Here is a 26,262-nt window from a genome sequence, read left to right as displayed (position 1 = left end):
TGGCAGACTGCTGGCTTCCAGTCGATCGGGAGGATTGAGCGAAGTGACCGCAGGGGAGTCGAGCGGCTCGGTGGTACGGCGCATCCTGCTGGGCTCACAGCTGAGGCGGCTCAGAGAGTCCCGCGGCATCACCCGTGAAGCGGCCGGATACTCGATCCGCGCCTCCGAGTCGAAGATCAGCCGCATGGAGTTGGGACGGGTGAGCTTCAAGTCCAGGGACGTCGAGGACCTTCTGACGCTCTACGGCGTCACCGACGAGGCCGAGCGCGGCGCGCTGCTCTCGCTCGCCAAGGAGGCCAACCTCACGGGCTGGTGGCACAGTTACTCGGACGTCCTGCCCGGCTGGTTCCAGACATATATCGGCCTGGAGGGCGCCGCCTCGCTCATCCGCGTCTATGAAGTCCAGTTCGTCAACGGGCTGTTGCAGACCGAGGCGTACGCGCACGCCGTCGTCGCGCGGGGCATGAAGGGTGCGAGCAAGGCCGAGATCGAGCGGCGCGTCGCGCTGCGCCTTGAGCGCCAGAAGCTCCTCGCCTCCGAGCACGCGCCCCGCTTCCACTGCGTACTGGACGAAGCCGCGCTCCGACGCCCGTACGGCGACCGTGAGGTGATGAGGGGTCAGATCCAGCACCTCATCGAGATCTCCGAGCGCCCGAACGTCACCCTCCAGGTGATGCCGTTCAGCTTCGGCGGGCACGCGGGCGAGAGCGGCGCCTTCACGATGCTGAGCTTCCCGGAGTCCGACCTCTCCGACGTCGTGTACGTGGAGCAACTCACCGGCGCCCTCTATCTCGACAAGGCGGAGGAAGTCGCGCAGTACGAGCGGGTGGTGGCCCAATTGCAGAAGGACAGCCCCGATCCGGTCGGCAGCCGTGATCTTCTCCGTGGTCTGCTCCAACTCACCTGAAACATAAGTACTATGACGTGAGATCAGACATCTGCTTCCGTTTGCGGCCGTCTGCTGCCGCGGCAAGGGGTCCGTCTCATGTCCTTCTTCACCGACCTGGCTCATCAGTTCATCGACGGGGAGTGGAAGGCCGGGTCGGGGTCCTGGGACATCATCGACTTCAATCCGTACGACGGGGAGAAGCTCGCGTCCATCACGGTCGCCACGGCCGACGAGGTCGACCAGGCCTACCGCGCGGCCGAGCGTGCGCAGCAGGAATGGGCGCAGACCAACCCCTACGCCAGGCGCGCCGTCTTCGAGCGTGCCCTGCGGATCGTCGAGGACCGTGAGGAAGAGATCACCGAGGCGATCATCGCCGAGCTGGGCGGCACCCGGCTCAAGGCGGCCTTCGAGATCCACCTCACCAAGGAGTTCCTGCGCGAGTCGGTCCACCTCGCACTGCGTGCCGAGGGTCGCGTCCTGCCCTCGCCGGACGACGGCAAGGAGAACCGCCTCTACCGCGTCCCGGTGGGCGTGGTCGGCGTCATCAGCCCGTTCAACTTCCCGTTCCTGCTGTCGATCAAGTCCGTCGCGCCGGCCCTCGCCCTGGGCAACGCGGTCGTCCTCAAGCCCCACCAGAACGCGCCGGTGCTCGGCGGCAGCCTGGTGGCCAAGGTGTTCGAGGACGCCGGGCTCCCCGCCGGACTGCTCAACGTCGTCATCACCGACATAGCCGAGATAGGCGACGCCCTGATCGAGCACCCGGTGCCGGGCGTCATCTCCTTCACCGGCTCGGACCGCGTGGGCCGTCACGTCGCCACGGTCTGCGCCTCGAACTTCAAGCGCTCCGTCCTGGAACTCGGCGGCAACAGCGCGCTGATCGTCCTGGACGACGCCGACATCGACTACGCAGTGGACGCGGCGGTCTTCAGCCGCTTCGTGCACCAGGGCCAGGTCTGCATGGCGGCCAACCGCATCCTGGTGGACCGGTCCGTCGAGGCGGAGTTCACCGAGAAGTTCGTCGCCAAGGTCGCGGGCCTGAAGGTCGGCGACCCGGCCGACCCCACCACCCACATCGGCCCGCTCATCAACTCCTCGCAGGCGGACGCCGTCACGGCCGTGGTCGACCAGGCCGTCTCGGCCGGCGCGAAGGCGCTGCTGCACGGGAGCACGGACGGCAACCTGGTCGCCCCCTCGGTCCTCACGGACCTGCCGGCCGGCTCCCCGGTCCTGAACCAGGAGATCTTCGGCCCGGTCGCCCTGCTGCTGCCCTTCGACGGTGAGGACGAGGCGGTCCGCATCGCCAACGACACCCCGTACGGACTGAGCGGCGCGGTGCACACCGGCGACGTCGAGCGCGGCGTGCGCGTCGCCAAGCGCGTCAGGACCGGCATGATCCACGTGAACGACGGCACGGTGCACGACGAGCCGATCGTGCCGTTCGGCGGCGAGAAGAACTCCGGCGTCGGCCGGCTGAACGGCGAGTCGACGGTGGACGCCTTCACCACGCAGAAGTGGATCTCCGTGCAGCACGGCAGGTCGCGCTTCCCGTTCTGAGAGTCCCCTTTTCCAGGGTCACGGAGCCTTGCGGACAGTACCTGTCCGCAAGGCTCCGTAGCGTCTGTGGTGTCGGAAAGCCCGGCGGAACAACCCGGCGTCACAGCCCGCGCCCGCGGGCCGGAGAAGAGGCGGACACCATGGTCACTCACGTCAGCGCGGAAGCCAGGGGCGACGAGCGCGGCGCCCTGATCGCCTTCGTACAGGCCCAGCGCGGCGGCATCCGCAGGTCGGTGCTCGGCCTGACCGACGAGCAGGCGTCGGCGCGGCCCAGCGCCAGCGAACTGACCCTCGGCGGCCTCGTGAAGCACGTCGCAGAGACCGAGCTGAACTGGCTGCGGATGGCCCAGCAGAAGCCCAATGAGAAGGCCCGCACGGAGGCGACGTGGGGCGACAGCTTCCGCCTGGTGGAGGGGGAGACGCTCGCCGGGACGCTGGACTTCTGGGAGGAGGTCGCCCGGGAGACCGACGACTTCATCCGTACGGTGCCGAGTCTCGACGACACGTTCCCGCTGCCCGAGGCGCCGTGGTTCCCGCAGGACGGCGCGGTGTCGATGCGGTGGCTGATGCTGCACCTGGTCGAGGAGATCGGCCGGCACGCGGGCCACGCCGACATCGTCCGCGAGTCCCTGGACGGGAAGACGGCCTTCGAGCTGGTGGCGGCTGCCCAGGGATACCCTAGTCAAAGTTGAAGACCGGGGGGCTGAGTGGAAGGGCGCGGTACATGTCAGCGATCCGGCTGCTGGTTCTGGGGGCCGTGCGTCAGCACGGCCGCGCCCACGGCTATCAGGTCCGCAACGACCTGGAGTACTGGGGCGCCCACGAGTGGTCCAACGCCAAGCCGGGCTCGATCTACCACGCCCTGAAGCAGCTGGCGAAGCAGGGGATGCTGCGCGCCCACGAGGTCGCCCCGTCCACGGTCGGCGGCCCGCCCCGCACGGAGTACGAGATCACGGAGCAGGGCACGGAGGAATTCCTCTCCCTCCTCCGTGAGTCCCTGACGACGTACGACCAGCGGCCGGACATCCTCACGGCGGCGCTCGGCTTCATGGTGGACCTGCCGCGCGAGGAGGCCGTGGGCCTTCTCGAGGAGCGGGTGCGCCGCATGGAGGAGTGGCGGGCCTCCGTCACCGAGTACTACACGCCGTCGGAGGGTCCCGAACAGCTGGGCCACATCGGCGAGATCATGAACTACTGGGTGCACTCGGCGGACACGGGTGCGGAGTGGACCCGAAGTCTCATCGCCCGCATCGAGGGCGGCGCGTACACCTTCGCCGGTGAGGGCGATCCCTTCGTGGCCGTGCTCGCGGAGGGCGAGGAGAACCCGTACGCGACGGGGAACCGGCACGCCGAGGATAACCACTAATCAAGTTTGACGAATGCGAGTCCTTCGGCTACCTTCCTCCTTCTAGTCAAGTTTGACTACAAGATCAGAAAGGAGCCGGATGACGGACGCGATCGTCGTCGAGGGCGCACACAAGGCCTACGGGAAGAAGAAGGCGCTGAACGGACTCGACCTGCGGGTCGGGCGCGGCACGGTGCACGGGGTGCTCGGGCCGAACGGCGCGGGCAAGACCACGGCGGTGCGGATACTCGCCACTCTCCTGAGGGTCGACAAGGGGCGCGTGGAGGTCGCAGGGCAGGACGTCCGGCGCAGACCCGACGAGGTGCGCAGGCGCATCGGCCTGCTGGGCCAGCACGCCGCGGTGGACGAGGAGCTGAGCGGCCGGCAGAACCTGGACATGTTCGGGCGGCTGTACCACCTCGGCGCCCGCCGCGCGCGCGTGCGGGCCGACGAGCTCCTGGAGCGGTTCGGCCTCGTGGACACCGGCCGCAAGGCCGTCAAGCAGTACAGCGGAGGCATGCGGCGCCGCCTGGACCTCGCGGCCTCCCTCATCACGGACCCCGAGGTGCTCTTCCTGGACGAGCCCACCACGGGCCTCGACCCGCGGGGCCGTGCGGAGGTGTGGGACTCGGTGCGCTCGCTTGTGGGCGGCGGCACCACCGTCCTCCTGACGACGCAGTACCTGGAAGAGGCGGATCAGCTGGCCGACCGCATGTCGGTGATCGACGAGGGCCGCGTCATCGCGGAGGGCACGGCGGACGACCTCAAGGCGAGGCTCGGCGGCGACCGCATCGACGTCGTGGTGCGTGACGGTTCCCAACTGGAGCTCGTGGCCGGGCTGCTGCCTCCCGGCGCCACGGTGGACCCGGACCGCCGCCTGGCGTCCGCACCTGTCACGGACCGCATGGAGGCCCTCACGGACGTCGTGCGGGCCCTGCGGGACGCCGGTATCGACGCGGAGGACGTGGCGCTGCGCAGGCCCACGCTGGACGAGGTCTTCCTGAGCCTGACGGACCGTACGAAGGAGCCTGTGTGAGTACGTCGATGAGCTGGGCAGCGGCCGACTCCTGGACCATGACGCGGCGCGAACTCGCCCACTGGGCACGACAGCCGGTGCAGGTCCTGGTCGGCCTCGTCTTCCCGGTGATGATGCTGCTGATGTTCACCTACCTGATCGGCGGCGGGAAGGGCATCGCGGGGGAATACGCGGAGTTCCTCGTGCCCGGCATGTTCGCGCTGACCATGGTCTTCGGCCTCGACGCGACGATGCTCGCGGTCACCCAGGACCTGAACAAGGGCGTCATCGACCGGTTCCGGTCCATGCCGATGGCCAACGGCGCCGTCCTGGTGGGCCGTTCGGTCGCGGACATGCTCCAGTCGTTCGTCTCGCTGCTGGTCATGATGGGGGTCGGACTCGCGATCGGCTGGCGCTGGCACGGCTCGTTCGGGGCGGTGCTCGGGGCCGTCGGGCTGCTGATGATGCTGCGGTTCGCGATGCTGTGGCTCGGCATCCACCTGGCGATGATCGCCGGCAGGCCGGAGCTGGTGGTGGCCGTGCAGATCCTGGTCTGGCCGGTCGGCTTCCTCTCCAACGCCTTCACCGTCCCGCAGAACATGCCGGGCTGGCTGGGCACCCTCGTCGAGTGGAACCCGATGTCGGCGACGGCGGCGGCCGTCCGCGACCTCTTCGGGAACGACCCCGGGGTGACCGGCACGTCCTGGGCGGCCGAACACGCGGAGCTCCTCGCGGTGCTGTGGCCCGTGGCGCTCGTCGGGGTGTTCCTGCCGCTGGCGGTGCGCAGGTTCTCGGCGCTGAGCGACTAGCGCCCGCGCGAGTAAGGGGCGCCCGTCCATGGCGGGCGCCCCTTACGAGGCTCAGGTCTGTCCGGGGCCTGGTCGAAAAAGGGGCGAAGAGTGCCACGGCCACACGCCGACGGAGCCACCGGCGGCACCAGGAGAGGCGGCGATGAGCCGGGATCGTCCCCGGCCGGGCATCCTGAGGGGCGGTGGAACCTGCCCACGCCGTCTGGCGTTGATAACTTTGGGCGGCTGCACCCCGCCGCCGCACCGCCCCCTCACCCTCAGGAGCCCGGAACCGTGACGACGCTTGCGCTCGGACCAAGCTGGCTGGATCCGGATTACCTGCTCAACCAGTTCGGCCTCTGGGGCCTGCTGGTGATCGTCTTCGCCGAGTCCGGTCTGCTCATCGGCTTCTTCCTGCCCGGCGACTCGCTGCTGTTCACCACGGGCCTGCTGATCACCACGAACAAGCTGGACACCCCGCTGTGGCTGGCCTGTCTGCTGATCTGCCTCGCCGCGATCCTGGGCGACCAGGCGGGTTACCTCTTCGGCAAGAAGGTCGGCCCCGCCCTCTTCAACCGCCCCGACTCCAAGCTGTTCAAGCAGGAGAACGTGGTCAAGGCGCACGACTTCTTCGAGAAGTACGGCCCGAAGTCCCTGGTCCTGGCCCGTTTCGTGCCGATCGTGCGGACGTTCACGCCGATCATCGCGGGCGTCTCCGGCATGCGGTACCGCTCGTTCATCACGTTCAACGTCATCGGCGGCGTCCTGTGGGGCGCGGGCGTCACGCTGCTCGGCGCCTGGCTCGGCAACATCGAGTTCGTGCACAAGAACATCGAGGCGATCCTCATCCTGATCGTCCTCATCTCGGTGGTGCCGATCGCCATCGAGTTCCTGCGGGCCCGCAGCAAGTCCAAGAAGGCGGCGGCGGCCGAGGGCGGCTCCCCGGGCACGCCCCCCGCCCAGCGCGGCCGCCACGCGAAGCGCTGACGCCCCGCTGACGCCCTCTCCGGAGACGTACGCCCGCTCTCCGTGGACGTACGCCCGCTCTCCGGAGACGTACGCCTAGAAGCCCCTGGTCCGCTTGGCCGCGCGGCGGTTCGCCGCCGATGCGGCCCCCGGGACCTTCAGGATCAGCCGGGAGACCTCGCTCCCCAGGTTCACGCCGATCGCGATGGCCAGGGCCGTCGCGACGGCCCTGGTGAGCGAGTTCATGCCCGTGTTCAGGTCGTTCTGCGCCAGCGCGAGCAGCCCGAAATACGTGGCGCTACCGGGCAGCAGAGGGCCGATCGCGGCCGTCACATAGGGCAGTGAGGACGCGAACCGGTAGCGCGAGAAGAGCTGTCCGAACAGGCCCACCAGACCGGCCGCGACGGCCGTCGCCGCGACGGGCGACAGCTCCAGCGGGGTCTGTGCGAGCGCGCCGAACATCACCCAGGCGATTCCGCCGTTGAGGGTCACCATCAGCACGGTGTTACGTTCCTGCTGGAGCAGGATGGCGAAGGCGAGACTCAGCGCCATCGACGCCAGGATCTGGATGACGGGACGCGACGACGTCACGCCGAACTTCGTCTCCGGGGTCAGATTCGTCGCGTCGAGCATTACGCCGAGCGACAGCACGAGCAGCACGCCGCAGACGATGCCCACGATGAGGTACATCACCTCCAGGAGGCGCGCGGCAGCGGTGATGTAGTAGCCGGTCAGACCGTCCTGCACGCCCGCCACCAGGGCCCGCCCCGGGATCAGCGCGAAGAGCCCACCCGTGATCACCGCCGAGGCCATGGACGCCTCGGTGTGCACGAAGCTGAGCGCCACACCCATTCCGGCGGGTGGCATCGCGGCGCCCACGAACTGGTAGAACTCCGGCAGCCCACGCCCCGCGCACAGCCAGGCGAGCCGGTCGCCGAGCATCGCGCCGACGGCGGCCACCAGGAAGACGAGGGCGCCACCGCCGACCAGCACGGACGCGGAGCCCGCGAGGAGCCCGCTGGCCGCCGTGAGGGCCCAGCCCGGGTAGGGGTGACGGTTACGCCGGATGCCCGCCAGACGGCGGTAGGCCTCCTCCAGGGAGACCTCGATCTCGGGGTCGCTGATGTCGTCCACCAGGTGGAAGACCGCCGCGAGACGCGTGTAGTCCGTGCCCCGTCGGCGCACCGTCCTGGAGGCCGTGACGGGGTCGTCCACCAGCGAGGGCTGGTGCGAGATCGACAGGAGCGTGAACGTGACGTTCGGCTCACAGCGGTCCAGGCCGTACGAGCGGCAGACGGCGAACATCGCCGCCTCGACATCCTCGGCGCCCTCACCGCCCGCGAGCAGCAGCTCGCCGATACGCAGCGTCAGGTCGAGCACGCGCGGCACGGCGGGCCCGGCCTCGTCCTCCTGCTTCTGCGCGGCCTCCGTCGCGGGACGCTCGGTGACCGGCATGCGCAGCATCGTGCGCATCTGGTCCTGCCACGGCACGTCCTTGGTGAGCTTCACCAGGGGTATGCCCTGCGCGGGCGTGAAGGCCTGCGGGGCGTTGCGGGAGCTGTACGTGTGCGGCGTGGTGAACGCCGACTTGTCGGTCTCCTGCGGCGTCGGGGACGGCGTCGCGAGGCCCGTGGGGATGGCGAACTCGGACGTCGTCTGGGACTCGTCCTCAGGGGCCTGCGGCTGCGACATCACCCCGCTGGGCTGCGCGAACGCGCTGCGGGCCTCGTCCGACTGAGGCTTTCGGTCCTCGGCCTCATGCTCGGCCACTTATGCCCTCACTTCTCATACGACTCGTACGCACCCTCCGTATGGCCAGTATGGGCACAGATACACGAACGGGCCGTGTGACCTGGGGTCACACGGCCCGCCCGGAGCGAGTGGCTCAGTGACCGCCCTCGTCCTTGAAGCGCTTGTAGGAACGCTCGATCTCGGCCTCGGCGTCCGTGCGGCCGACCCAGTCGGCGCCCTCGACGGACTTGCCGGGCTCCAGGTCCTTGTAGACCTCGAAGAAGTGCTGGATCTCCAGGCGGTCGAACTCGGAGACGTGGTGGATGTCCCGCAGGTGCTCCACGCGCGGGTCCGAGGCCGGGACGCAGAGCAGCTTGTCGTCGCCGCCCGCCTCGTCGGTCATCCGGAACATGCCGATCGCGCGGCACTTGATGAGGCAGCCGGGGAAGGTCGGCTCGTCCAGGATGACCAGGGCGTCCAGCGGGTCACCGTCCTCGCCGAGGGTGTTCTCGACGAAGCCGTAGTCCGCGGGGTAGCTGGTCGACGTGAAGAGGCGACGGTCCAGACGGATCCGGCCGGTCTCGTGGTCCACCTCGTACTTGTTCCGCGAACCCTTCGGAATCTCGATGGTGACGTCGAACTCCACGGGTGGCTCCTCCATGATCAGCACATACTTCGGGTGATTAAGTGTCCCTCACGCAGATGTGTGATCGCGAAAGGGGCTGGTCGTCGTGCCGGAGCTCAAGCCTTGGCAGCGGCCTCGACAGCTTTTGAGACAGCTGCCCAAGCCTTTTGCCACCCAGCTCTCCGGGTTCTCCGGGAAGCTCACGACCTGGCGGCTCACGGCTGGTGCGGCCACCTTCGGCCTGGTCATCGCGGCCGGGGCGGTGGCCGCGGCCGGCCCTTGGGACTCCTCCGGTCAGCGTACGGCGGAGCGGGACCGGGCCGCTTCCCAGGAGGCCCTGGGTGGCGCAGATCACGCTGGTGGTACGCCGGGACGCGCGCCGGAAACCCCTCCGAGCGCCCCTTCCGTGCTCGCCGGACTCGGCGCACCCGCGGGCACGGCCCCCGCACCCACCGACCGCGCCCTCGCGGAGGTCCTCGACCCGCTCCTGAAGGATCCGGCGCTCGGCCCCGAGCGGTCGGCCGTCGTGCTCGACGCGGCCTCCGGGAAGCGGGTGTACGGCAAGGGCGCGGGCGAGGGCCTCACACCCGCGTCGACCATCAAGATCGCCACGGGGGTCGCCGCGCTGTCCGCGCTGGGCCCCGACCACCGGATCACCACGAAGACGCTGCTCGACCCCGGCTCGTCCGGCACACCCGACGTCGTCCTCGTCGGCGGCGGCGACCCCACGCTCACCGCCCGCAAGGACGGCCGCTACACGGACACGGCGGCGAGCCTGCGCACCCTCGCCGCGGACACGGCACGCTCCCTCAAGAGCCGCGACATCGACAAGGTCGGCCTCAAGTACGACACGTCGCTGTACTCCGGACCCGCGCAGCACCCGATCGGCCCGAACGAGAACATCACGCCGGTCAGCGCCCTGATGGCGGACGAGGGCCGACTGGACGACTCCTCCAGCGGACCGGCCCCGCGCGCGGGTGACCCGGCGGCCGAGGCGACGAAGAAGTTCGCGGACTTCTTGTCGACCGAAGGCATCAAAACCAACCTCTCCCCCTCCGACTCCGCCAAGGCGTCGGAGGGAGCCGAATCCCGGGCCGAATCCCTCGCGAAGGTCGAGTCGCCGCCCCTGTCCTCGCTGGTCGAGCGGATGCTGACGCACAGCGACAACGACATCGCGGAGGCACTGGCCCGCCAGACGGCCGTCGCGGCGAAGGAACCGGCGAGCTTCGAGGGCGCGGGCCGGGCGGTCCGGGCCCAGCTGCGGAAGCTGGACCTGCCCCTCTCCGGAGCGAAGTTCGCCGACGGCAGCGGCCTGGACCGGTCCGACCGCGTCTCCGCCGAACTCCTGGCGGCCCTCCTGGACCACGCCGCCGACCCCGGCCGCCCCGAACTGCGCTCCGTGGTGACAGGCCTCCCGGTCGCCGGCTTCACCGGCACGCTGGTCGACCGCTACCCCAAGGACTCACCCGGCACGGGCGTGGTCCGCGCCAAGACCGGCACCCTGACCGGCGTGAACAGCCTCGCGGGAACGGTCGTCGACGCCGACGGCCGCCTCCTCCTGTTCGCTTTCATGACCACAGGCACCACGAACCCCCAAGCAGCCCAAACGGCCCTGGACCACATGGCCTCCACAGTCGCCAACTGCGGCTGCCGCTGACACGACGGCGACGAAGACGCCATTCAGGGGCGCGGGGAACTGCGCAGGCAGCGAAGGTGCGGGCTGACGCCGCGGGCGACGGGTGTGAAGGCACGGCTCGGGGGCGCGGGGAACTGCGCACGCAGCGAAGGTGCAGGCTGACGTGGCGGACGACGGGTGTGAAGGCGCGGCTCAGGGGCGCGGGGAACTGCGCACGCAGCGAAGGCGCAGGCTGACGCCGCGGACGACGGGAGCGAAGGCGCGGCTCGGGGGCGCGGGGAACTGCGCAGGCAGCGAAGGTGCGGGCTGACGTGGCGGGCGACGGGTGTGAAGGCGCCGTTCAGGGGCGCGGGGAACTGCGCGCCCAGCCACATCCGACCGGCAGCCGAACGAGGAGAGCGAGTCCCCCAAGGCAGGCAGGTCCCCCCCAAGGCAGGCAGGTCCCCCCGAAGGCAGGCGGACCCCCGAAGGCAGGCGGGCCGGGGGCGCCGGGAGCAGGGGGCCCGGCCCGCACCATCGGGGCCCTAGGGGCGAGCACAGGGCAATGTCAGGGGTGCAAGCCCCTCCACCGGAGGGAGCCAGCACGTACCGTTGACGCATGACGAGCATCGGTGGTGCGGAGATGGTCGACTGGAACCTCGCGGTGGCGACCGCGACCCGGCTCGTGAGGCCGGGTCCAGAAGTGAGCCGGGACGAGGCGCGCGCCGTCGTCGCCGAGCTCCGCCGGCACGCCAAGTCCTCGGAGGAACACGTCCGTTCCTTCACGAGGATGGGCACGGAGGACACGCACGACACCCCGGTCCTCGTGGTGGACCGGGCCGGCTGGGTCCGGGCGAACGTCGCGGGTTTCCGGGAGATCCTGAAGCCCCTCCTCGACAAGATGCAGGACAAGCGCGGGAGCAGCCCGGGCGGTGCCGTCCTCGGCGCGGTCGGCGGCAAGGTGACGGGCGTGGAGCTGGGCATGCTCCTGTCCTTCCTCGCCTCTCGCGTCCTCGGGCAGTACGAGACCTTCGCCCCGCCCACCCGAGACCTCCCCGCGGGGGCGAACGGCGGCGGCCGCCTCCTCCTGGTCGCGCCGAACATCGTGCACGTCGAGCGCGAGCTGGACGTGGACCCGCACGACTTCCGCCTCTGGGTCTGCCTGCACGAGGAGACGCACCGCACCCAGTTCACCGCCGTGCCCTGGCTGCGCGACCACCTCGAAGGCGAGATCCAGTCGTTCCTCGGCGAGACCGAGGTCGACCCGATGACAGTCCTGGAGCGCGTCAGGGAGGCCGCCCAGTCGCTCGCGGGCGGCCGCTCCGAGGCGGAGGGGGACGAGGACGAGGGAGGCCGCTCCCTCGTCGAGCTGGTGCAGACCCCCGCGCAGCGAGAGATCCTCGCCCGTCTGACGGCCGTGATGTCCCTCTTGGAGGGGCACGCGGACTTCGTGATGGACGGCGTTGGCCCGGACGTGGTGCCGTCCGTGGGCGAGATCCGCGAGAAGTTCCAGCAGCGGCGGGCGCGCGGCGCGAGCCGCCTCGACCAGGCCCTGCGCAAGCTCCTCGGGCTCGACGCGAAATTGCGCCAGTACCGGGACGGCGAGCGGTTCGTGCGCGCGGTCGTCGACCAGGTCGGCATGGACGGCTTCAACCGCGTGTGGACGTCGCCGAACACACTGCCCACGAAGGCGGAGATCGCCAAACCGGCGGACTGGGTCGCGAGGGTGCACCGTAAGGGAGACTGAGGGGCCGGATGCGGCCGACGGCAGGAGAATGCCTCAGCTATCACCCGTCCGAGGGACCGTAGGCGATGGGTAGGCGTGCAATGCTCGGGGAACGGCTCGGCTCTGTCACCATCGACACACTCTGAGTGACCGAACGCAAGGGAAAGAAGACCCCGTGTGGGGCCGGATCTCCCGAGTGGGTCCTGAGTGGCTGGTCCGAGCTCACCCCCCGAACTTCACGAAGGGAACCGGACATGGGTCCCCATCCTGCGGTCGCAGCGATACGCCTGGCGGTCCGCCGCGTACTCCACGACGTACTGACCGATGTGCAGCGCAGCACCGAGAACGACCCCCCACACCCCCCGCACGAGCAGCAGGCCCCGCAGCCGACCGTGCTCGTCGCCTGCTCCGGCGGTGCCGACTCCATGGCGCTCGCCTCCGCCCTCGCCTTCGAGGCCCCCAAGCTCGGCATCCGCGCGGGCGGCGTCACCGTCGACCACGGCCTGCAGCCCGGGTCCGACCTGCGCGCCGCCGAGGTCGTCGTGCGTCTCACCGCCCTCGGCCTGGGCCCGGTCGACTCCGTCGCCGTGGACGTCGGGCGTGACGGCGGCCCCGAGGCCGCCGCCCGCGACGCTCGGTACGCGGCCCTGGACGCCGCCGCGGAGCGGCACTCGGCGGCCGCCGTCCTGCTCGGGCACACCCGCGACGACCAGGCGGAGACCGTGCTGCTCGGCCTCGCCCGCGGCTCCGGCATCCGCTCCCTCTCCGGAATGGCCGCGACCTCGGGGGTCGCGGGCCGTTACCGCCGCCCCTTCCTGCACATCGACCGGCAGACCGCCCGCAAGGCCTGCATGGTCCAGTCGCTGCCCGTCTGGGACGACCCGCACAACGCCGACCCGGCGTACACCCGATCCCGGCTGCGTCACGAGGGGCTGCCCGCGCTGGAGAAGGCGCTCGGCAAGGGCGTCGTCGAGGCGCTCGCCCGGACGGCCCAGCTCTCCCGTGACGACGCCGACGCACTCGACACCTGGGCCGCCCAGGCCGAGACGTCCGTGCGCGACGCCGCGGGCCTCCTGGAGTGCGCGAAGCTCTACGCCCTGCCGCCCGCCGTGCGACGCCGCATCGTGCGCCGGGCCGCGATCGAGGCCGGGGCGCCCGCCGGTTCGCTGTTCGCCCGGCACATCGAAGAGGTCGACCGGCTGATCACCGGCTGGCGGGGCCAGGGAGCCATCAATCTCCCGGGCAAAGTCGTGGCTCAGCGCCAGGGTGGCAGACTGGTGATCCGGCAAGGCTGACGAGAGCCCCGTGTTCGTTGGGGCACCTGTCGGCCGGTGGGACGACCGAAAGTGATGCGGGTGGACGCGAAAGACATGGGCACCGACCTCAAGTCGGTGCTCATCACCAAGGAAGAGATCGACGCGAAGCTGGCCGAGCTGGCCGCGAAGATCGACGCGGAGTACGCGGGCAAGGACCTGCTGATCGTCGGCGTCCTCAAGGGCGCGGTGATGGTCATGGCGGACCTGGCGCGCGCGCTGTCCACCCCCGTCACGATGGACTGGATGGCCGTGTCGTCGTACGGCGCGGGAACCCAGTCGTCCGGCGTCGTGCGGATCCTCAAGGACCTGGACACCGACATCAAGGGCAAGCACGTCCTGATCGTCGAGGACATCATCGACTCCGGTCTGACGCTGTCCTGGCTGCTCTCGAACCTCGGCTCGCGCGAGCCCGCCTCCCTGGAGGTGTGCACGCTGCTGCGCAAGCCGGAGGCGGCGAAGGTCGCGATCGACGTGAAGTGGATCGGCTTCGACATCCCCAACGAGTTCGTGGTGGGTTACGGCCTGGACTTCTCCGAGAAGTACCGCAACCTCCCGTTCGTCGGAACGCTCGCCCCGCACGTCTACGGCGGCTGACTCCCGCAGGACTCCGTACGCCGTCGGGGAACCCTCACCCGTTTCCCGCCGTTGGAGCATGCGAGGGCTGGATTGCCAGCAGTCCCGGGCGGCTTCGGGTCACAATGCTGGGGTACCGTCCGAAGAACAGTCTTTATCAAACTCACTATGGCAGGAGGGACGGGGCGTCATCGCTCCGTATGGATGGACGTGAAGCGATACTTCCGTGGGCCAGTCATGTGGATCGTGCTGGCCGTCCTTGCCGTGGTCGTGTTGATGCAGGTCGTCGGCTCGTCCGGTGGCTACAAGACGGTGGACACCGGCCAGGTCGTTCAGGCGATCACCAAGAACCAGGTGGAGTCGGCCAAGCTGACCACCGGTGACGAGCAGATCATCAAGGTCGAGCTCAAGGACGGCCAGAAGGTCAAGGGCAGCAGCAAGATCCAGGCGAGCTACATCGGCGACCAGGGCGTCGACCTCGCCAAGTCCCTGCAGGCCAAGTACGAGAGCAAGGACATCCCGGACGGTTACACCGTCTCCCCGTCGAAGCAGAACCCCTTCGTCGGCATCCTGCTCTCCCTGCTCCCCTTCGTCCTCATCGTCGTCGTCTTCCTGTTCCTGATGAACCAGATGCAGGGCGGTGGTTCCCGGGTCATGAACTTCGGGAAGTCCAAGGCCAAGCTCATCACCAAGGACACCCCGAAGACGACCTTCTCCGATGTGGCGGGTTCCGACGAGGCCGTCGAGGAGCTCCACGAGATCAAGGAGTTCCTCCAGGAGCCGGCGAAGTTCCAGGCCGTCGGCGCCAAGATTCCCAAGGGCGTGCTCCTCTACGGCCCGCCCGGTACGGGTAAGACGCTGCTCGCGCGCGCCGTCGCCGGTGAGGCCGGAGTCCCGTTCTACTCGATCTCGGGTTCCGACTTCGTCGAGATGTTCGTCGGTGTCGGTGCCTCCCGTGTGCGTGACCTCTTCGAGCAGGCCAAGGCGAACGCCCCGGCGATCGTCTTCGTCGACGAGATCGACGCGGTGGGTCGTCACCGCGGCGCCGGTCTCGGCGGTGGCCACGACGAGCGCGAGCAGACGCTGAACCAGCTGCTCGTCGAGATGGACGGCTTCGACGTGAAGGGCGGCGTCATCCTGATCGCCGCCACGAACCGTCCGGACATCCTCGACCCCGCGCTGCTGCGCCCCGGCCGATTCGACCGGCAGATCGCCGTCGACCGTCCGGACATGCAGGGCCGTCTGGAGATCCTCAAGGTTCACCAGAAGGGCAAGCCGGTCGCCCCGGACGTCGACCTGTCGGCGGTCGCGCGCCGCACGCCGGGCTTCACCGGCGCCGACCTGAGCAACGTCCTCAACGAGGCCGCGCTGCTCACCGCCCGCGGTGACAAGAAGCTGATCGACAACCACGCGCTGGACGAGGCGATCGACCGCGTCGTGGCGGGCCCGCAGAAGCGGACCCGGATCATGTCCGACAAGGAAAAGAAGATCACCGCGTACCACGAGGGCGGACACGCCCTGGTCGCGGCGGCCTCCCCGAACTCGGACCCGGTCCACAAGATCACGATCCTGTCCCGCGGCCGGGCCCTGGGTTACACCATGGTCCTGCCCGAAGAGGACAAGTACTCGACCACGCGCAATGAAATGCTCGACCAGCTGGCATACATGCTGGGCGGGCGCGCGGCCGAGGAGCTCGTCTTCCACGACCCGACGACGGGCGCGGCGAACGACATCGAGAAGGCCACGGCCACCGCACGCGCGATGGTCACGCAGTACGGCATGACCGAGCGTCTTGGCGCGATCAAGTTCGGCGGGGACAACACCGAGCCGTTCCTCGGGCGCGAGATGGCGCACCAGCGGGACTACTCGGAAGAGGTCGCCGCGCTGGTCGACGAAGAGGTCAAGAAGCTCATCGAGACCGCGCACAACGAGGCATGGGAGATCCTCGTCGAGAACCGCGACATCCTCGACAACCTGGTCCTTCAGCTCCTCGAGAAGGAGACGCTCAACAAGGAGCAGATCGCCGAGGTCTTCGCCGGCATCGTGAAGCGCCCGGCCCGCCCGGCGTGGACCGGCTCCTCGCGGCGCACGCCCTCGACCCGCCCGCCGGTGCTCTCCCCCCGGGAGCTCTCGCTGACGAACGGTGCGAACGGCGCGACCCCCGCGGTGACGTCGGGCACGGAGAAGTCCCTTGAGGTGGCCCCGGAGGACCGCCCCGAAAGCTGACCCGCGCCTCAGCAGGCCCGGAATGTAAGCCGCGCCCCCCTGGTTCTAGCCTTGGGGGCGCGGCTTATTTCGTACGCCCGCGTGATACGCACAGGAACGAGGCACAACATGACCGACCCGGTGACGCTGGACGGCGAGGGCTCGATCGGCGATTTCGACGAGAAGCGGGCCGAGAACGCCGTGCGTGAGCTGCTGATCGCCGTGGGGGAGGACCCGGACCGGGAAGGGCTGCGGGAGACCCCGGGGCGCGTGGCGAGGGCGTACAAGGAAATATTCGCGGGACTGTGGCAGAAGCCCGAGGACGTCCTGACGACGACGTTCGACCTGGGACACGACGAGATGGTCCTCGTGAAGGACATCGAGGTCACCTCATGCTGTGAGCATCATCTGGTCCCGTTCCGGGGCGTCGCACATGTGGGGTACATCCCGGCCACCAGCGGCAAGATCACCGGCCTGTCCAAGCTCGCCCGGCTCGTGGACGTCTTCGCGCGCCGCCCCCAGGTCCAGGAGCGCATGACGACGCAGATAGCCGACTCGCTGATGGAGATCCTGGAGCCGCGCGGCGTCATCGTCGTCGTGGAGTGCGAGCACATGTGCATGTCGATGCGCGGCATCCGTAAGCCCGGCGCCAAGACCATCACCTCCGCGGTGCGCGGCCAGCTGCGCGACCCCGCCACGCGTAACGAGGCGATGAGCCTGATCATGGCCCGCTAGCCCGATTGTCCCTGGCCCGGCAGCAGTGGTGACGCCTACGCCGCCTGGGCCGTCCCGTCGTTCTCGTCGTCGTCCTCCGGGAGCCTGCAGACGCGCTCCATGAAGAAGGCGGCCGCTATCACCGCGATGCCCATCAGGACCGAGAGCCCCGCGTACACCGCCTGGTCGCGGCGGGGCGGGATGTCGAGGAACTCCAGCAGGAACGCGCCCGTCCCGCCGTACATCCCCGCGACGAGGGCCGCGACCAGGGCACTGGCCTGGCCGAAGACGACGGCGCGGGCGGCCATCATCGGTTCGACGCCCTTCGCCCCGGGGCGGCGCTCACGCTGGGCGCGCAGGCGCGAGCGCAGCGAGAGCGCCGTCGAGAGGAGCACCACGGCGATGACCGCGAGCACGATGGGCGCGGCCAGGGGGACGCGCGGCAGCGTGCCGACGGAGTCCCACAGCCGGGCGCCCGACCAGGACAGCACTCCGGCCGCGAGAAAGAGGCCGGCCAGCGTCCTGATGCGCAGTTGCTTCACGGATGACCCTTCATCGGCTTGATTGCTCGACCGCCTTCTCCAACGACTACTCCGGCAGTCGGAGTTCCAGGTCGGCGCGGGGCGCGACGCCGTCGCGGGTGACCGCGTCCAGCAGCTGTGCCACCGGGCCGCGGCCCGTCAGCCGGGCCTCGGGCTCCACGTCGTGCCAGGGGGCGAGGACGAAGGCACGCTCGTGCGCGCGCGGGTGGGGCAGCGTGAGCGCCGGGTCGTCGGAGACCACGTCGGCGTACGCCACGATGTCCACGTCGATCGTGCGCGGGCCCCAGCGCTCGTCACGTACGCGGTGGAAGGCCTCCTCGACCGCCTGCGCGCGCTCCAGGAGCGAGGCGGGCGGCAGGGTCGTCTTCACCACGACGACCGCGTTGAAGTACGAGGGCTGGGTGCCCGGGTCGACGCCCCAGGGCTCGGTCTCGTACACCGGAGAGACCGCCTTGACCCGCAGGCCGGGGGTGTCCTCCAGAGCGTCGACGGCGCCCTGGAGCGTCTCCAGGCGGTTGCCGAGGTTGCTGCCGAGGGAGATCACGGCGCGCTTGGGGTTGGACAGGGTGCTGTCCGCCGCATCGACCTGTTCGACCACGGAGGTGGGCACCGGCTGGACGGTGGGGTCGCTCTGACCCGCTTTGAAGGGCGCAGTCATACTCGGCTCCGGGTGATGGTGACGGTCACGTCGTCGAACGGGACGGTGATCGGGGCGTCCGGCTTGTGCACGCACACCTCGACCTCCAGGACTCCGTCGTGCTTCAGACACGCCTGGGCGATGCGCTCGGCGAGCGTCTCGATGAGGTCGACGGGCTCGCCCTCGACGACGGCCACGACCTCCTCGGCCACGATCCCGTAGTGCACGGTCTTCGCCAGGTCGTCGTCGGCCGCGGCCGCTCGCGTGTCCAGACCAAGAACCAGGTCCACGATGAAGGTCTGGCCTTCTTCGCGCTCCCGCGGATAGACACCGTGGTGCCCGCGGGCCTTGAGGCCGCGCAGCGCGACACGATCCACGCGAATCACTCCTGCAATCGTCGGTATCGGCAGGCCTGCACCGAGTGCGGTCGGCACACCAGCCTCGTTCGAATCTACCTGCGGGCACTGTCAGTGCTCGCCCGCGGGGCCTGTCGGCCGCCGCGTCACGAGCCGCTCGGGCAGCGCCTACCCACTCAGGACGGAGTCTCGTCGTCCTCTTCGTCGTCGGTTTCGGCCAGTACGGGAGACGCGTGGTGCGACCACAGCTTCCAGCCGTCGGGTGTGCGGCGGAACACGTTCGTGGCGACCACGAGCTGGCCGACGAGCGGGCCGAGCTCGCCGCCGCCCTCGGGAGGCGGGCCGCCGCTGAGGATGTTCTCGGTGCACGTCACCAGGGCGGTGTCGCCGGCCACCCTGACCTTCACGTCGGTGAGGAAGAACTGGATGTACTCCGTGTTCGCCATGATCAGCGCGTACGACCTGAGGACCTCGCCGCGGCCCGTGAGGACCGGCCAGCCGGGGTGGACGCAGGAGACGGCGTCGGCGTCGCCCGCCGCTGCATCGTCCTCGGCGTCCTCGGCGTCCTCGGCGTTCTCGGCGTTCCCGGTGGCTCCGGCGTCCTCGGTGACCTCCCCGTCCCGCGGGGCGTCCTCGGAGTCCAGCCACAGGTCGGACACCTCGTCGAAGTCGCCGCGTTCCAGCGCTTCGTAGAAGGCGGTGTTGGCGCGCTCGACCTGCTCGACGTCCGTGCTCGCCGCGGTCACCGGTGGCCGCCGGCGGCGCCCGTGACGGCACGGGCGACACGGACCGCGTCGGCCGTCGCCCGCACCTCGTGCACGCGGACCGCCCAGGCGCCCTGGTGCGCGGCGATGGCGGAGACCGCGGCGGTGGCGGCGTCGCGCTCACGGGCGGGCGGCGGGGCGCCCTCAGGACCGGCCAGGACGCGGCCGAGGAACCGCTTGCGGGAGGCGGCGACCAGGATCGGGTGGCTGAGCTCGCGCAGCCGGTCCAGACGGGCCAGGAGCGCCAGGTCGTGCTCGGCCTCCTTGGAGAAGCCGAGGCCGGGGTCGACGACGATGCGCTCGGGCGCGATGCCGCCCTCGATGGCGGCCTCCACGCGCGCGTGGAGCTCGCCGACGACTTCGGAGACGACGTCCTCGTAGACCGGCTTGGCGTGGATGTCGGTGAGGAAGCCGCGCCAGTGCATGACGACGAAGGGGGCTTCGGCCGCGGCCACCGCCGGGACCATGCGCGGGTCGGCGAGGCCGCCGCTGACGTCGTTGACGAGGACGGCGCCCGCGGCGAGCGCCTGCTCGGCGACGGTGGCCCGCATGGTGTCCACGGAGACCGTGACGCCCTCGGCGGCCAGGCCGCGCACGACGGGGACGACGCGCTTGAGCTCCTCGTCCTCGTCCACGCGGGGGGCACCGGGCCGGGTGGACTCGCCGCCGACGTCGACGAGGTCGGCGCCCTGCTCGACCAGGTCGATGCCGTGTTTGACGGCGGCCGTGGTGTCGAACCAGCGGCCACCGTCGGAGAAGGAGTCCGGCGTCACGTTCACGACGCCCATGACCGCACAGCGGTCCCACTCCGGCAGCCCCTGGACCGTTCCCCGCCCGCGCAACGTACTCATACCTCCAGCCTAGGCCCGGACGGGCACGGGTTACGCCGCCTGCATCTCACGTTCCGTGGTGTGGTGCGGGCAGGGGCGGCGCTGGGGCGTGCCCCTGCGCAGGAAGCGGGGCAGGGCGAGCGTGACGAAGCCCTCGGCCTGCATGGCGGCGAAGCCGATGCGGGGGAGGTCCTTGCTGGAGCGGTAGACGACGAAGCGGGGCTCCCAGCGGGGGCGGAACTTCGCGTTGAACTTGTACAGGGACTCGATCTGGAACCAGCGGGACAGGAAGACGAGCAGGCCGCGCCAGGCGCGCAGGACCGGGCCCGCGCCGATCTTCTCGCCGCGGGCGAGGGCCGCGCGGAACATCGCGAAGTTGAGGGACATGCGCGCGATGCCGAGCTTCGGGGCGGCCTGCAGGGCGGCCACGATGAGGAGCTCGTTCATGCCGGGGTCGGCGGCGCGGTCGCGGCGCATGAGGTCCAGGGAGACGCCGTCCTTGCCCCACGGAACGAAGTGGAGGACGGCCTTCAGGTCGCCGTAGGGACCCGGCTCCTCGTCGGCCTTGTGGGCTGTGGCGATCAGACAGTCGCCGTCGTCCGGGTCGCCGATGCGGCCGAGCGCCATGGAGAAGCCGCGCTCGGTGTCGGTGCCGCGCCAGTCGTCGGCGGCGCGCTGGATCTTGGCGAGCTCCTGTTCGCCCAGGTCACGGATGCGCCGCACGCGCGTCTCGTAGCCATTGCGCTCGATCCGCTTGACCATCTGGCGTACGTTTCGCATCGCACGCCCGGAAAGGGAGAAATCCGCGACGTCCACCACCGCCTCGTCGCCCAGTTCGAGGGCGTCCAGGCCCGTCTCGCGGGTCCAGACCTCGCCGCCCGTCTCGGAGCAGCCCATGACGGCGGGCGTCCAGGAGTGGGCCTTCGCCTCGTCCATGAAGCGCTCGATGGCGCCCGGCCAGGCCTCGACGTCACCGATCGGGTCGCCGCTCGCGAGCATCACTCCGGAGACGACGCGGTAGGTGACGGCGGCCTTGCCGCTGGGGGAGAAGACGACGCCCTTGTCGCGGCGGAGCGCGAAGTGGCCGAGGGAGTCGCGGCCGCCGTGCTTGTCGAGCAGCGCGCGCAGCCTGTTCTCGTCGTCCTCGGTGAGGCGGGCGGCCGGGTGCTCGGGGCGGAAGGCCAGGTAGATGGTGGTGAGGGCGGTGAGCATGCCGAGGGCGCCCAGGGAGAAACCGACGGTCCAGGACGTGCGTCCGTAGTAGTCGACGGGTCCTTCGAAGCCGAAGAGTCCGTACAGGACGTGGGTCAGGCGGTCCGTGATGCTGGGGTCCCCGATGACCTTGCCGGGGTGCACGCTGACGATCACCAGGCCCAGCAGGATCGATCCGGCACCGAGGAGGACGAAGTTGGCCAGGGCCCGCCAGCGGCTTCGAGGGTCGGGGAGGGCGGTGAACTCACTCCGATGGCGGAGTATGAGCGCGAGGAGCGCCAGCGAGATCACGACGCCGACGACCGAGTGCCGGTACCCGAACTGCGCCACGGCGCCCGCGGGCAGCAGCACCACGGCGGCCCGCCAGGCCCGCCGCTTGTGCCGCCGCAGGCCGTGCGCGAGCAGGAGCAGCAGGATGCCCGAGCTCAGCGCCAGGGCGGCGGCGAAGGGGCCGAGAGCGCCGGGCAGGACCTCGGCGACAGCGTGCATGCGGCTGTGCCGGAAGCGCGGGAACACGCCCGCCGCGACGTTCAGCAGACCGACGAGGGCGCAGGCTCTTGCCACGAGGGCCGGCACTGCCTCGGGGCGTGGCCCCCGCAGCATCCGGCGGAGCCGGCTGTCACGGTGGCGCACCTCACTGCCCGGAACCCCACCCGACATTTCCCCATCTATCCTGACAGACATCGCATCCCGTAGTTCTGCGAGAGAGCTTTAATCCGGCGCCAAAGAGGCATCCGGCTACATTGCGCCCTCTAGGACGGTCCTTCGGGGAGACGGGTTCATTCCCGACCGGAAACCGCTGGAAAAGCTCTGGCAAGGCCCCCGGCAGGCGTCGGCAGGGCCTGGGCCGGGTCCGGTCAAGCCGAGGCATGTGCCCGGCAAAGGTAGAAAGCGCAGGCTGAACACCCCATGGGTCTCACGAGCAACAAGGTACTCGCCCTTGCGGTCTTGCTGGCCGTACTGCTCTTCGTCGGCACGATCTGGCTCTGGCCACGGCTCGCCCGCCGCAGCTGGAAGGCGATCACCGGCCGCGTAGGGCTGCTTCTCGCCACCCAGATCGCGGTCTTCGCGTCGGTGGGCCTCGCGGCCAACCAGGCCTTCGGCTTCTACGCCACGTGGGCCGACCTCTTCGGCCAGGAGACGGCGCCCGGACTGGTGGTCGACCACGATCCGGCCAAAGGAGCAGGACCCGTCAAGGTCGTCGACACCCAGACCGTGAACGTGCCGGGCGGCAGCCGGCCCGTGACCGGGGGCCAGATCCAGAAGATCGAGGTCAGCGGCCAGGAGTCCGAAATAGCCAGCCCCGCCTACGTCTACCTGCCGCCCGAGTACTTCCAGCCGCAGTACCGGAACCGGAAGTTCCCCGCGGCCGTGGTGCTCACCGGCTACCCGGGCACCGCCGAGGCGCTCATGAAAGGGCTCCACTACCCGCAGACCGCCCACAAGCAGGCCGCCGACGGCACGATGCAGCCGATGATCCTGATCATGATGCGGCCCACCGTGGCGCCGCCGCGCGACACGGAGTGCGTGGACGTCCCCGGTGGACCGCAGACCGAGACGTTCTTCGCCAAGGACCTGCCCGGAGCGATATCGGACCACTACAGGGTGGGCGTCAAGGCACAGAACTGGGGCGTCATCGGTGACTCGACGGGCGGCTACTGCGCCCTGAAGCTCGCCGTGCACCACCCCGGGACGTACGGCGCGGCGGCCGGTCTGTCCGCCTACTACAAGGCGCCCATCGACGTCACCACCGGTGACCTCTTCCACGGCGACAAGGAGCTGGAGCGGCGCGCCGACCTGATGTGGTACCTCGACCACATGCCGGCGCCCAAGACGTCCCTCCTGGTGACCAGCAGCAAGAAGGGCGAGGACAACTACCGCGACACCCTTAAGTTCATCGACAAGGTGAAGGCGCCCACGCGCGTCTCGTCGATCACGCTCGAGAGCGGTGGGCACAACTTCAACACCTGGCGCAGGGAGATCCCCGCGACGCTGCAGTGGATGAGCGGACGGCTGAGCGGCGGCTAGGCCCTGTGGCGCGAGGGCTCACGCCCGGCGCCGCCCCGAAGGTCACGCCCGGAGCCCTCGCCCGGCGCCCTCGCCTGGAGCTCGCGCCTGGAGCTCACGCCCCCTTGATCGTGGCCACCGTCTCCAGTTCGACCTCCGCGCGCGCGACGGCGCGTGCGTCGGCCGCCGTCGAGCGGCGCAGCGCCTCGTGCAGCCGGGCCGGGGTGAGCACCCCCAGGAAGCGTCCCTCGCTGTCCTTGTCGATGACCGCGATCCAGCCCGCGTCGTGCTGCAGCATCGTCGCGAACGCCTGCTTCAGACTCGCGCCGACCGGGAGCCACGCCTCCATGCGGCGGGCGTGCTCGCGGACCGTGCCGCTGCCCGCGCGCGCGTGCTCCGCGGAGAGCCAGCCGTGCAGGTTGTTCTCGCCGTCCAGGACGACGGCCCAGCGGGCGTCGAGCTCCTTGGGCAGCGGGTCGTCGAGGTGGACCACAGGGGGCTGTTCCAGGTCGCCCTCCTCGATCGGTGTCACGGAGAGCCGCTTCAGGCCTCGGTCCGCGCCGACGAAGTCCGCCACGTAGTCGTTCGCGGGGGCGCCGAGGACCGTCGAGGGAGTGTCGAACTGCTCGATGCTGCCCTGGCCGTAGACCGCGATGCGGTCGCCGAGGCGGACCGCCTCCTCGATGTCGTGCGTGACGAAGAGCACGGTCTTGCGCACGGCCTGCTGGAGGCGGAGGAACTCGTTCTGCAGGTGCTCGCGGACGACGGGGTCGACCGCGCCGAAGGGCTCGTCCATCAGGAGCACGGGCGGGTCGGCGGCCAGGGCGCGTGCGACGCCGACGCGCTGGCGCTGGCCGCCGGAGAGCTGCTCGGGATAGCGGTCGCCGAAGACGGCGGGGTCGAGGCCGACCAGGTCGAGGAGTTCGGCGGCGCGCTCGCGTGCCTTGCCGCGCTTGACGCCGAGGAGATGCGGGACCGTCGCCGTGTTGTCCAGCACCGTCTTGTGCGGGAAGAGGCCGACCTGCTGGATCACATAGCCGATGCGGCGCCGGAGTTGGACGGGGTCAATGGTGGCTATGTCGTCGCCGTCGACGAATATCCGGCCCTCGCTCGGCTCGATGAGCCGGTTCACCATCTTCATCGTCGTCGTCTTGCCGCAGCCCGACGGGCCGACGAGCGTGACCAGTTCACCCTCGGCGACCTCGAAGGACAGATCGTCGACGGCCGTGGTGCCGTCCGCGTAGTGCTTGGTGACGTGCTCGAACCGGATCATGGTTCCCCATTGTGGAGGGCGGTGGCGGGCTCTGCGTGAAGGCCGTGTTGCGGCAGTACAACGAGTCTCTGCGATTGTCAGTGCCTCGCGTTAGGGTCGCCAAGACACGGGGGGACGCGTGTTCGGCATACGTCTCGGGATTCGGGGGAGGTGGGGCGCGTGGCCGAGCAGAACTGTCTGGTGAGGAACGACTGGATCTGCGGGGAATATCTCCGCAGCCGCAGCCAGGAGTTGATCGACGCGACCCTTCAGCACGTCGGGATCACCGTCGCCTCCGTGGCGATCGGCGTCGCCGTGTCCCTGCCGCTCGCGCTGCTCGCGCGCCGCTGGCGCTTCCTCTCGGGACCGATCCTCGGCGTGACGACCGTGCTGTACTCGGTTCCCTCGCTGGCGATGTTCTCGCTTCTCCTGCCCTTCTTCGGGCTCTCCGTCTCCCTGGTCGTCACGGGCCTCGTGCTGTATTCGCTCACGGTCCTCGTGCGGAACATCCTGGCCGGTCTCCAGGCCGTCCCCGACGAGGCGAGGGACGCCGCCAAGGGCATGGGGTACGGCCCGTTGAGGCTGCTGTGGGAGGTGGAGCTGCCCCTCGCGCTGCCCGCCCTGCTGGCCGGCGTCCGCATCACCACGGTCTCGACGGTCGCACTGACCACCGTCGGCGCGATCGTTGACTATGGAGGTCTCGGCACGCTCATCCTCGACGGCCTCGACACGACCTTCAAGGCCCAGGTGCTCACGGCGTCGGTGCTCTGCGTGCTCCTCGCCGTGGTGGCCGACCTGCTGCTGCTCGTGCTCCAGCGCTGGCTGACCCCGTGGACACGCGCCCATCGAATACGGACGGACCGGGTGTCGCGCAAGGCGGCCGTCGCCAAGGTGGCTGAGCCCGCATGAACGCGATCACGGGTGCGTACGACTGGCTGACCACGGGAGCCAACTGGCAGGGCGAGAAGGGCGTGTGGCACCGTCTCGCCGAGCACCTGTACTTCACCGGGGTCTGCCTCGGCGTCGCCTGCGTCATCGCCCTGCCCCTCGCGCTGTACCTCGGCCACATCGGCAAGGGCGGAGCCCTCGCGGTCAACATCTCCAACGTCGGCCGCGCGGTGCCCACGCTGGCCCTGCTGATCCTGCTCACGCTCACCCCGCTCGGAGAGCACGGTGACGCGCCGACGCTGATCGCGCTGGTGCTCTTCGCCGTGCCGCCGCTGCTGACCAACGCCTACCTCGGGATGCGGGAGGTGGACCGGTCGGTGGTGGAGGCCGCGCGCGGGATGGGGATGAGCGGCGGCCAGCTGTTCGCGCGGGTCGAGCTGCCTCTCGCGTATCCGCTGATCATGACGGGCGTCCGCTCCGCCGGTGTGCAGGTCGTCGCGACGGCCACGCTCGCCGCGATGGCGGGCGAAGGGGGTCTCGGCCGGATCATCACGGCCGGGTTCAACCTGCAGAACACGCCTCAAGTGGTCGCGGGCGCCCTCCTCGTGGCGCTGCTCGCGCTCCTCGTGGAGGGGGTTCTGGTCGTCGCCGGGCGCCTCTTCGACCCGATGCGGCGGTAGGGCTGCGGAGTCCGCGGTGGAGCCTGCGGTGG

Annotated in this window: 25 protein-coding genes; 16 read left to right on the top strand and 9 right to left on the bottom strand. The window is 70.0% G+C overall.

The features are described 5' to 3' along the window. Positions 1-43 precede the first annotated feature (43 nt). The 7 genes from AB0N81_RS19090 (at position 44) to AB0N81_RS19060 (ending at position 6,578) form a co-directional block, all read left to right on the top strand. Entirely contained in the window at positions 44-907 is an 864-nt protein-coding gene (locus AB0N81_RS19090) for a helix-turn-helix transcriptional regulator (protein ID WP_362997269.1), read from the top strand. Between the two features lie 78 nt (positions 908-985). Then, positions 986-2,443 (top strand): aldehyde dehydrogenase family protein, encoded by a 1,458-nt coding sequence (locus AB0N81_RS19085; RefSeq protein WP_365359681.1) that lies wholly within the window; start codon positions 986-988, stop codon positions 2,441-2,443. Positions 2,444-2,583: 140 nt separating this feature from the next. Further along, positions 2,584-3,135, top strand: coding sequence for a DinB family protein (locus tag AB0N81_RS19080; RefSeq protein WP_365359679.1), 552 nt, complete (start codon positions 2,584-2,586; stop codon positions 3,133-3,135). Positions 3,136-3,167: 32 nt separating this feature from the next. Further along, positions 3,168-3,809 (top strand): PadR family transcriptional regulator, encoded by a 642-nt coding sequence (locus tag AB0N81_RS19075; RefSeq protein ID WP_365359677.1) that lies wholly within the window; start codon positions 3,168-3,170, stop codon positions 3,807-3,809. Positions 3,810-3,888: 79 nt separating this feature from the next. Then, the gene (locus AB0N81_RS19070; protein WP_365359675.1) at positions 3,889-4,824 is read left to right on the top strand and encodes an ATP-binding cassette domain-containing protein; all 936 of its coding nucleotides are present in this window, start codon (positions 3,889-3,891) and stop codon (positions 4,822-4,824) included. Between the two features lie 8 nt (positions 4,825-4,832). After that, the gene (locus AB0N81_RS19065) at positions 4,833-5,612 is read left to right on the top strand and encodes an ABC transporter permease (protein WP_365360063.1); all 780 of its coding nucleotides are present in this window, start codon (positions 4,833-4,835) and stop codon (positions 5,610-5,612) included. Positions 5,613-5,885: 273 nt separating this feature from the next. Further along, positions 5,886-6,578: a VTT domain-containing protein gene (locus tag AB0N81_RS19060; protein WP_365359673.1), complete on the top strand. Its 693-nt coding sequence runs from the start codon at positions 5,886-5,888 to the stop codon at positions 6,576-6,578. Between the two features lie 75 nt (positions 6,579-6,653). On the opposite strand, the gene AB0N81_RS19055 is transcribed toward AB0N81_RS19060, so the two are convergent. Then, entirely contained in the window at positions 6,654-8,327 is a 1,674-nt protein-coding gene (locus tag AB0N81_RS19055; RefSeq protein ID WP_365359671.1) for a threonine/serine exporter family protein, read from the bottom strand. Between the two features lie 115 nt (positions 8,328-8,442). Next, positions 8,443-8,934, bottom strand: coding sequence for an inorganic diphosphatase (locus tag AB0N81_RS19050; protein WP_055568469.1), 492 nt, complete (start codon positions 8,932-8,934; stop codon positions 8,443-8,445). A 124-nt stretch (positions 8,935-9,058) separates the two neighbouring features. Here AB0N81_RS19050 and dacB point away from each other — a divergent pair, with 124 nt between their 5' ends. From dacB to folE, 6 genes are all read left to right on the top strand, one after another. Next, entirely contained in the window at positions 9,059-10,570 is a 1,512-nt protein-coding gene (dacB, locus tag AB0N81_RS19045; RefSeq protein ID WP_365359669.1) for a D-alanyl-D-alanine carboxypeptidase/D-alanyl-D-alanine-endopeptidase, read from the top strand. Between the two features lie 577 nt (positions 10,571-11,147). After that, a complete protein-coding gene (locus AB0N81_RS19040; RefSeq protein ID WP_365359667.1) occupies positions 11,148-12,275 on the top strand; it encodes a zinc-dependent metalloprotease in 1,128 nt (375 codons plus the stop codon). A 233-nt stretch (positions 12,276-12,508) separates the two neighbouring features. Next, positions 12,509-13,549: a tRNA lysidine(34) synthetase TilS gene (gene tilS, locus AB0N81_RS19035; RefSeq protein ID WP_365359665.1), complete on the top strand. Its 1,041-nt coding sequence runs from the start codon at positions 12,509-12,511 to the stop codon at positions 13,547-13,549. Between the two features lie 54 nt (positions 13,550-13,603). Continuing rightward, positions 13,604-14,164, top strand: a complete 561-nt coding sequence (hpt, locus tag AB0N81_RS19030; protein WP_365360061.1) for a hypoxanthine phosphoribosyltransferase — start codon at positions 13,604-13,606, stop codon at positions 14,162-14,164. Between the two features lie 183 nt (positions 14,165-14,347). Further along, positions 14,348-16,369, top strand: a complete 2,022-nt coding sequence (gene ftsH, locus AB0N81_RS19025) for an ATP-dependent zinc metalloprotease FtsH (RefSeq protein WP_365359663.1) — start codon at positions 14,348-14,350, stop codon at positions 16,367-16,369. Positions 16,370-16,477: 108 nt separating this feature from the next. Continuing rightward, positions 16,478-17,083, top strand: coding sequence for a GTP cyclohydrolase I FolE (gene folE, locus AB0N81_RS19020; RefSeq protein WP_365359661.1), 606 nt, complete (start codon positions 16,478-16,480; stop codon positions 17,081-17,083). 35 nt (positions 17,084-17,118) lie between these two features. On the opposite strand, the gene AB0N81_RS19015 is transcribed toward folE, so the two are convergent. The 6 genes from AB0N81_RS19015 to AB0N81_RS18990 all read right to left on the bottom strand — a co-directional run bounded on the left by AB0N81_RS19015 (position 17,119) and on the right by AB0N81_RS18990 (position 22,063). Continuing rightward, the gene (locus AB0N81_RS19015; RefSeq protein ID WP_365359659.1) at positions 17,119-17,604 is read right to left on the bottom strand and encodes a DUF3180 domain-containing protein; all 486 of its coding nucleotides are present in this window, start codon (positions 17,602-17,604) and stop codon (positions 17,119-17,121) included. A 46-nt stretch (positions 17,605-17,650) separates the two neighbouring features. Further along, positions 17,651-18,262: a 2-amino-4-hydroxy-6-hydroxymethyldihydropteridine diphosphokinase gene (folK, locus tag AB0N81_RS19010; protein ID WP_365359657.1), complete on the bottom strand. Its 612-nt coding sequence runs from the start codon at positions 18,260-18,262 to the stop codon at positions 17,651-17,653. After that, on the bottom strand, positions 18,259-18,618 hold the full coding sequence (gene folB, locus AB0N81_RS19005; RefSeq protein ID WP_055565731.1) for a dihydroneopterin aldolase: 360 nt from the start codon (positions 18,616-18,618) through the stop codon (positions 18,259-18,261). Before folB ends, folK begins: the two co-directional genes overlap by 4 nt. Before the next feature lie 155 nt (positions 18,619-18,773). Continuing rightward, positions 18,774-19,343, bottom strand: coding sequence for a nuclear transport factor 2 family protein (locus AB0N81_RS19000; protein WP_365359655.1), 570 nt, complete (start codon positions 19,341-19,343; stop codon positions 18,774-18,776). Next, positions 19,340-20,212, bottom strand: coding sequence for a dihydropteroate synthase (gene folP / locus AB0N81_RS18995; RefSeq protein ID WP_365359653.1), 873 nt, complete (start codon positions 20,210-20,212; stop codon positions 19,340-19,342). Before folP ends, AB0N81_RS19000 begins: the two co-directional genes overlap by 4 nt. Positions 20,213-20,242: 30 nt before the next feature. After that, positions 20,243-22,063, bottom strand: a complete 1,821-nt coding sequence (locus AB0N81_RS18990) for a phosphatidylglycerol lysyltransferase domain-containing protein (protein ID WP_365359651.1) — start codon at positions 22,061-22,063, stop codon at positions 20,243-20,245. Between the two features lie 249 nt (positions 22,064-22,312). Between AB0N81_RS18990 and AB0N81_RS18985 the strand changes: the two genes are divergently transcribed. Then, positions 22,313-23,431, top strand: coding sequence for an alpha/beta hydrolase-fold protein (locus AB0N81_RS18985; RefSeq protein WP_365359649.1), 1,119 nt, complete (start codon positions 22,313-22,315; stop codon positions 23,429-23,431). A gap of 94 nt (positions 23,432-23,525) precedes the next feature. Here the strand turns inward: AB0N81_RS18985 and AB0N81_RS18980 are convergent, their stop codons facing one another. After that, positions 23,526-24,683 (bottom strand): betaine/proline/choline family ABC transporter ATP-binding protein, encoded by a 1,158-nt coding sequence (locus AB0N81_RS18980; protein WP_365359647.1) that lies wholly within the window; start codon positions 24,681-24,683, stop codon positions 23,526-23,528. A gap of 159 nt (positions 24,684-24,842) precedes the next feature. On the opposite strand from AB0N81_RS18980, the gene AB0N81_RS18975 reads away from it, so the two are divergent. Both AB0N81_RS18975 and AB0N81_RS18970 read left to right on the top strand, forming a co-directional pair. Then, complete coding sequence (locus AB0N81_RS18975; RefSeq protein ID WP_365359645.1) at positions 24,843-25,571, top strand: ABC transporter permease; 729 nt, start codon at positions 24,843-24,845, stop codon at positions 25,569-25,571. Then, positions 25,568-26,230: an ABC transporter permease gene (locus AB0N81_RS18970; protein ID WP_365359643.1), complete on the top strand. Its 663-nt coding sequence runs from the start codon at positions 25,568-25,570 to the stop codon at positions 26,228-26,230. The genes AB0N81_RS18975 and AB0N81_RS18970 overlap by 4 nt, the downstream gene beginning before the upstream one ends. Positions 26,231-26,262: the final 32 nt, after the last annotated feature.

The sequence above is a fragment of the Streptomyces sp. NPDC093510 genome (assembly GCF_040683555.1).
Lineage (GTDB): Bacteria > Actinomycetota > Actinomycetes > Streptomycetales > Streptomycetaceae > Streptomyces.
Note: the sequence above shows the minus strand (reverse complement) of the source record. Positions and strands in the feature narration are given on the sequence as shown.

Bases quoted from the DNA above. Each gene is read 5' to 3' on its own strand.
- AB0N81_RS19070 (WP_365359675.1), top strand. From the start codon at position 3,889: ATGACGGACGCGATCGTCGTCGAGGGCGCACACAAGGCCTACGGGAAG.
- AB0N81_RS18970 (WP_365359643.1), top strand. From the start codon at position 25,568: ATGAACGCGATCACGGGTGCGTACGACTGGCTGACCACGGGAGCCAAC.
- hpt (WP_365360061.1), top strand. From the start codon at position 13,604: ATGCGGGTGGACGCGAAAGACATGGGCACCGACCTCAAGTCGGTGCTC.
- AB0N81_RS18990 (WP_365359651.1), bottom strand. From the start codon at position 22,063: ATGTCGGGTGGGGTTCCGGGCAGTGAGGTGCGCCACCGTGACAGCCGG.
- folK (WP_365359657.1), bottom strand. From the start codon at position 18,262: ATGACTGCGCCCTTCAAAGCGGGTCAGAGCGACCCCACCGTCCAGCCG.
- folP (WP_365359653.1), bottom strand. From the start codon at position 20,212: ATGAGTACGTTGCGCGGGCGGGGAACGGTCCAGGGGCTGCCGGAGTGG.
- AB0N81_RS19075 (WP_365359677.1), top strand. From the start codon at position 3,168: ATGTCAGCGATCCGGCTGCTGGTTCTGGGGGCCGTGCGTCAGCACGGC.
- ftsH (WP_365359663.1), top strand. From the start codon at position 14,348: ATGGACGTGAAGCGATACTTCCGTGGGCCAGTCATGTGGATCGTGCTG.
- AB0N81_RS19080 (WP_365359679.1), top strand. From the start codon at position 2,584: ATGGTCACTCACGTCAGCGCGGAAGCCAGGGGCGACGAGCGCGGCGCC.
- AB0N81_RS19040 (WP_365359667.1), top strand. From the start codon at position 11,148: ATGACGAGCATCGGTGGTGCGGAGATGGTCGACTGGAACCTCGCGGTG.
- AB0N81_RS18985 (WP_365359649.1), top strand. From the start codon at position 22,313: ATGGGTCTCACGAGCAACAAGGTACTCGCCCTTGCGGTCTTGCTGGCC.
- AB0N81_RS19065 (WP_365360063.1), top strand. From the start codon at position 4,833: ATGAGCTGGGCAGCGGCCGACTCCTGGACCATGACGCGGCGCGAACTC.
- folE (WP_365359661.1), top strand. From the start codon at position 16,478: ATGACCGACCCGGTGACGCTGGACGGCGAGGGCTCGATCGGCGATTTC.
- AB0N81_RS18980 (WP_365359647.1), bottom strand. From the start codon at position 24,683: ATGATCCGGTTCGAGCACGTCACCAAGCACTACGCGGACGGCACCACG.
- tilS (WP_365359665.1), top strand. From the start codon at position 12,509: ATGGGTCCCCATCCTGCGGTCGCAGCGATACGCCTGGCGGTCCGCCGC.
- AB0N81_RS19085 (WP_365359681.1), top strand. From the start codon at position 986: ATGTCCTTCTTCACCGACCTGGCTCATCAGTTCATCGACGGGGAGTGG.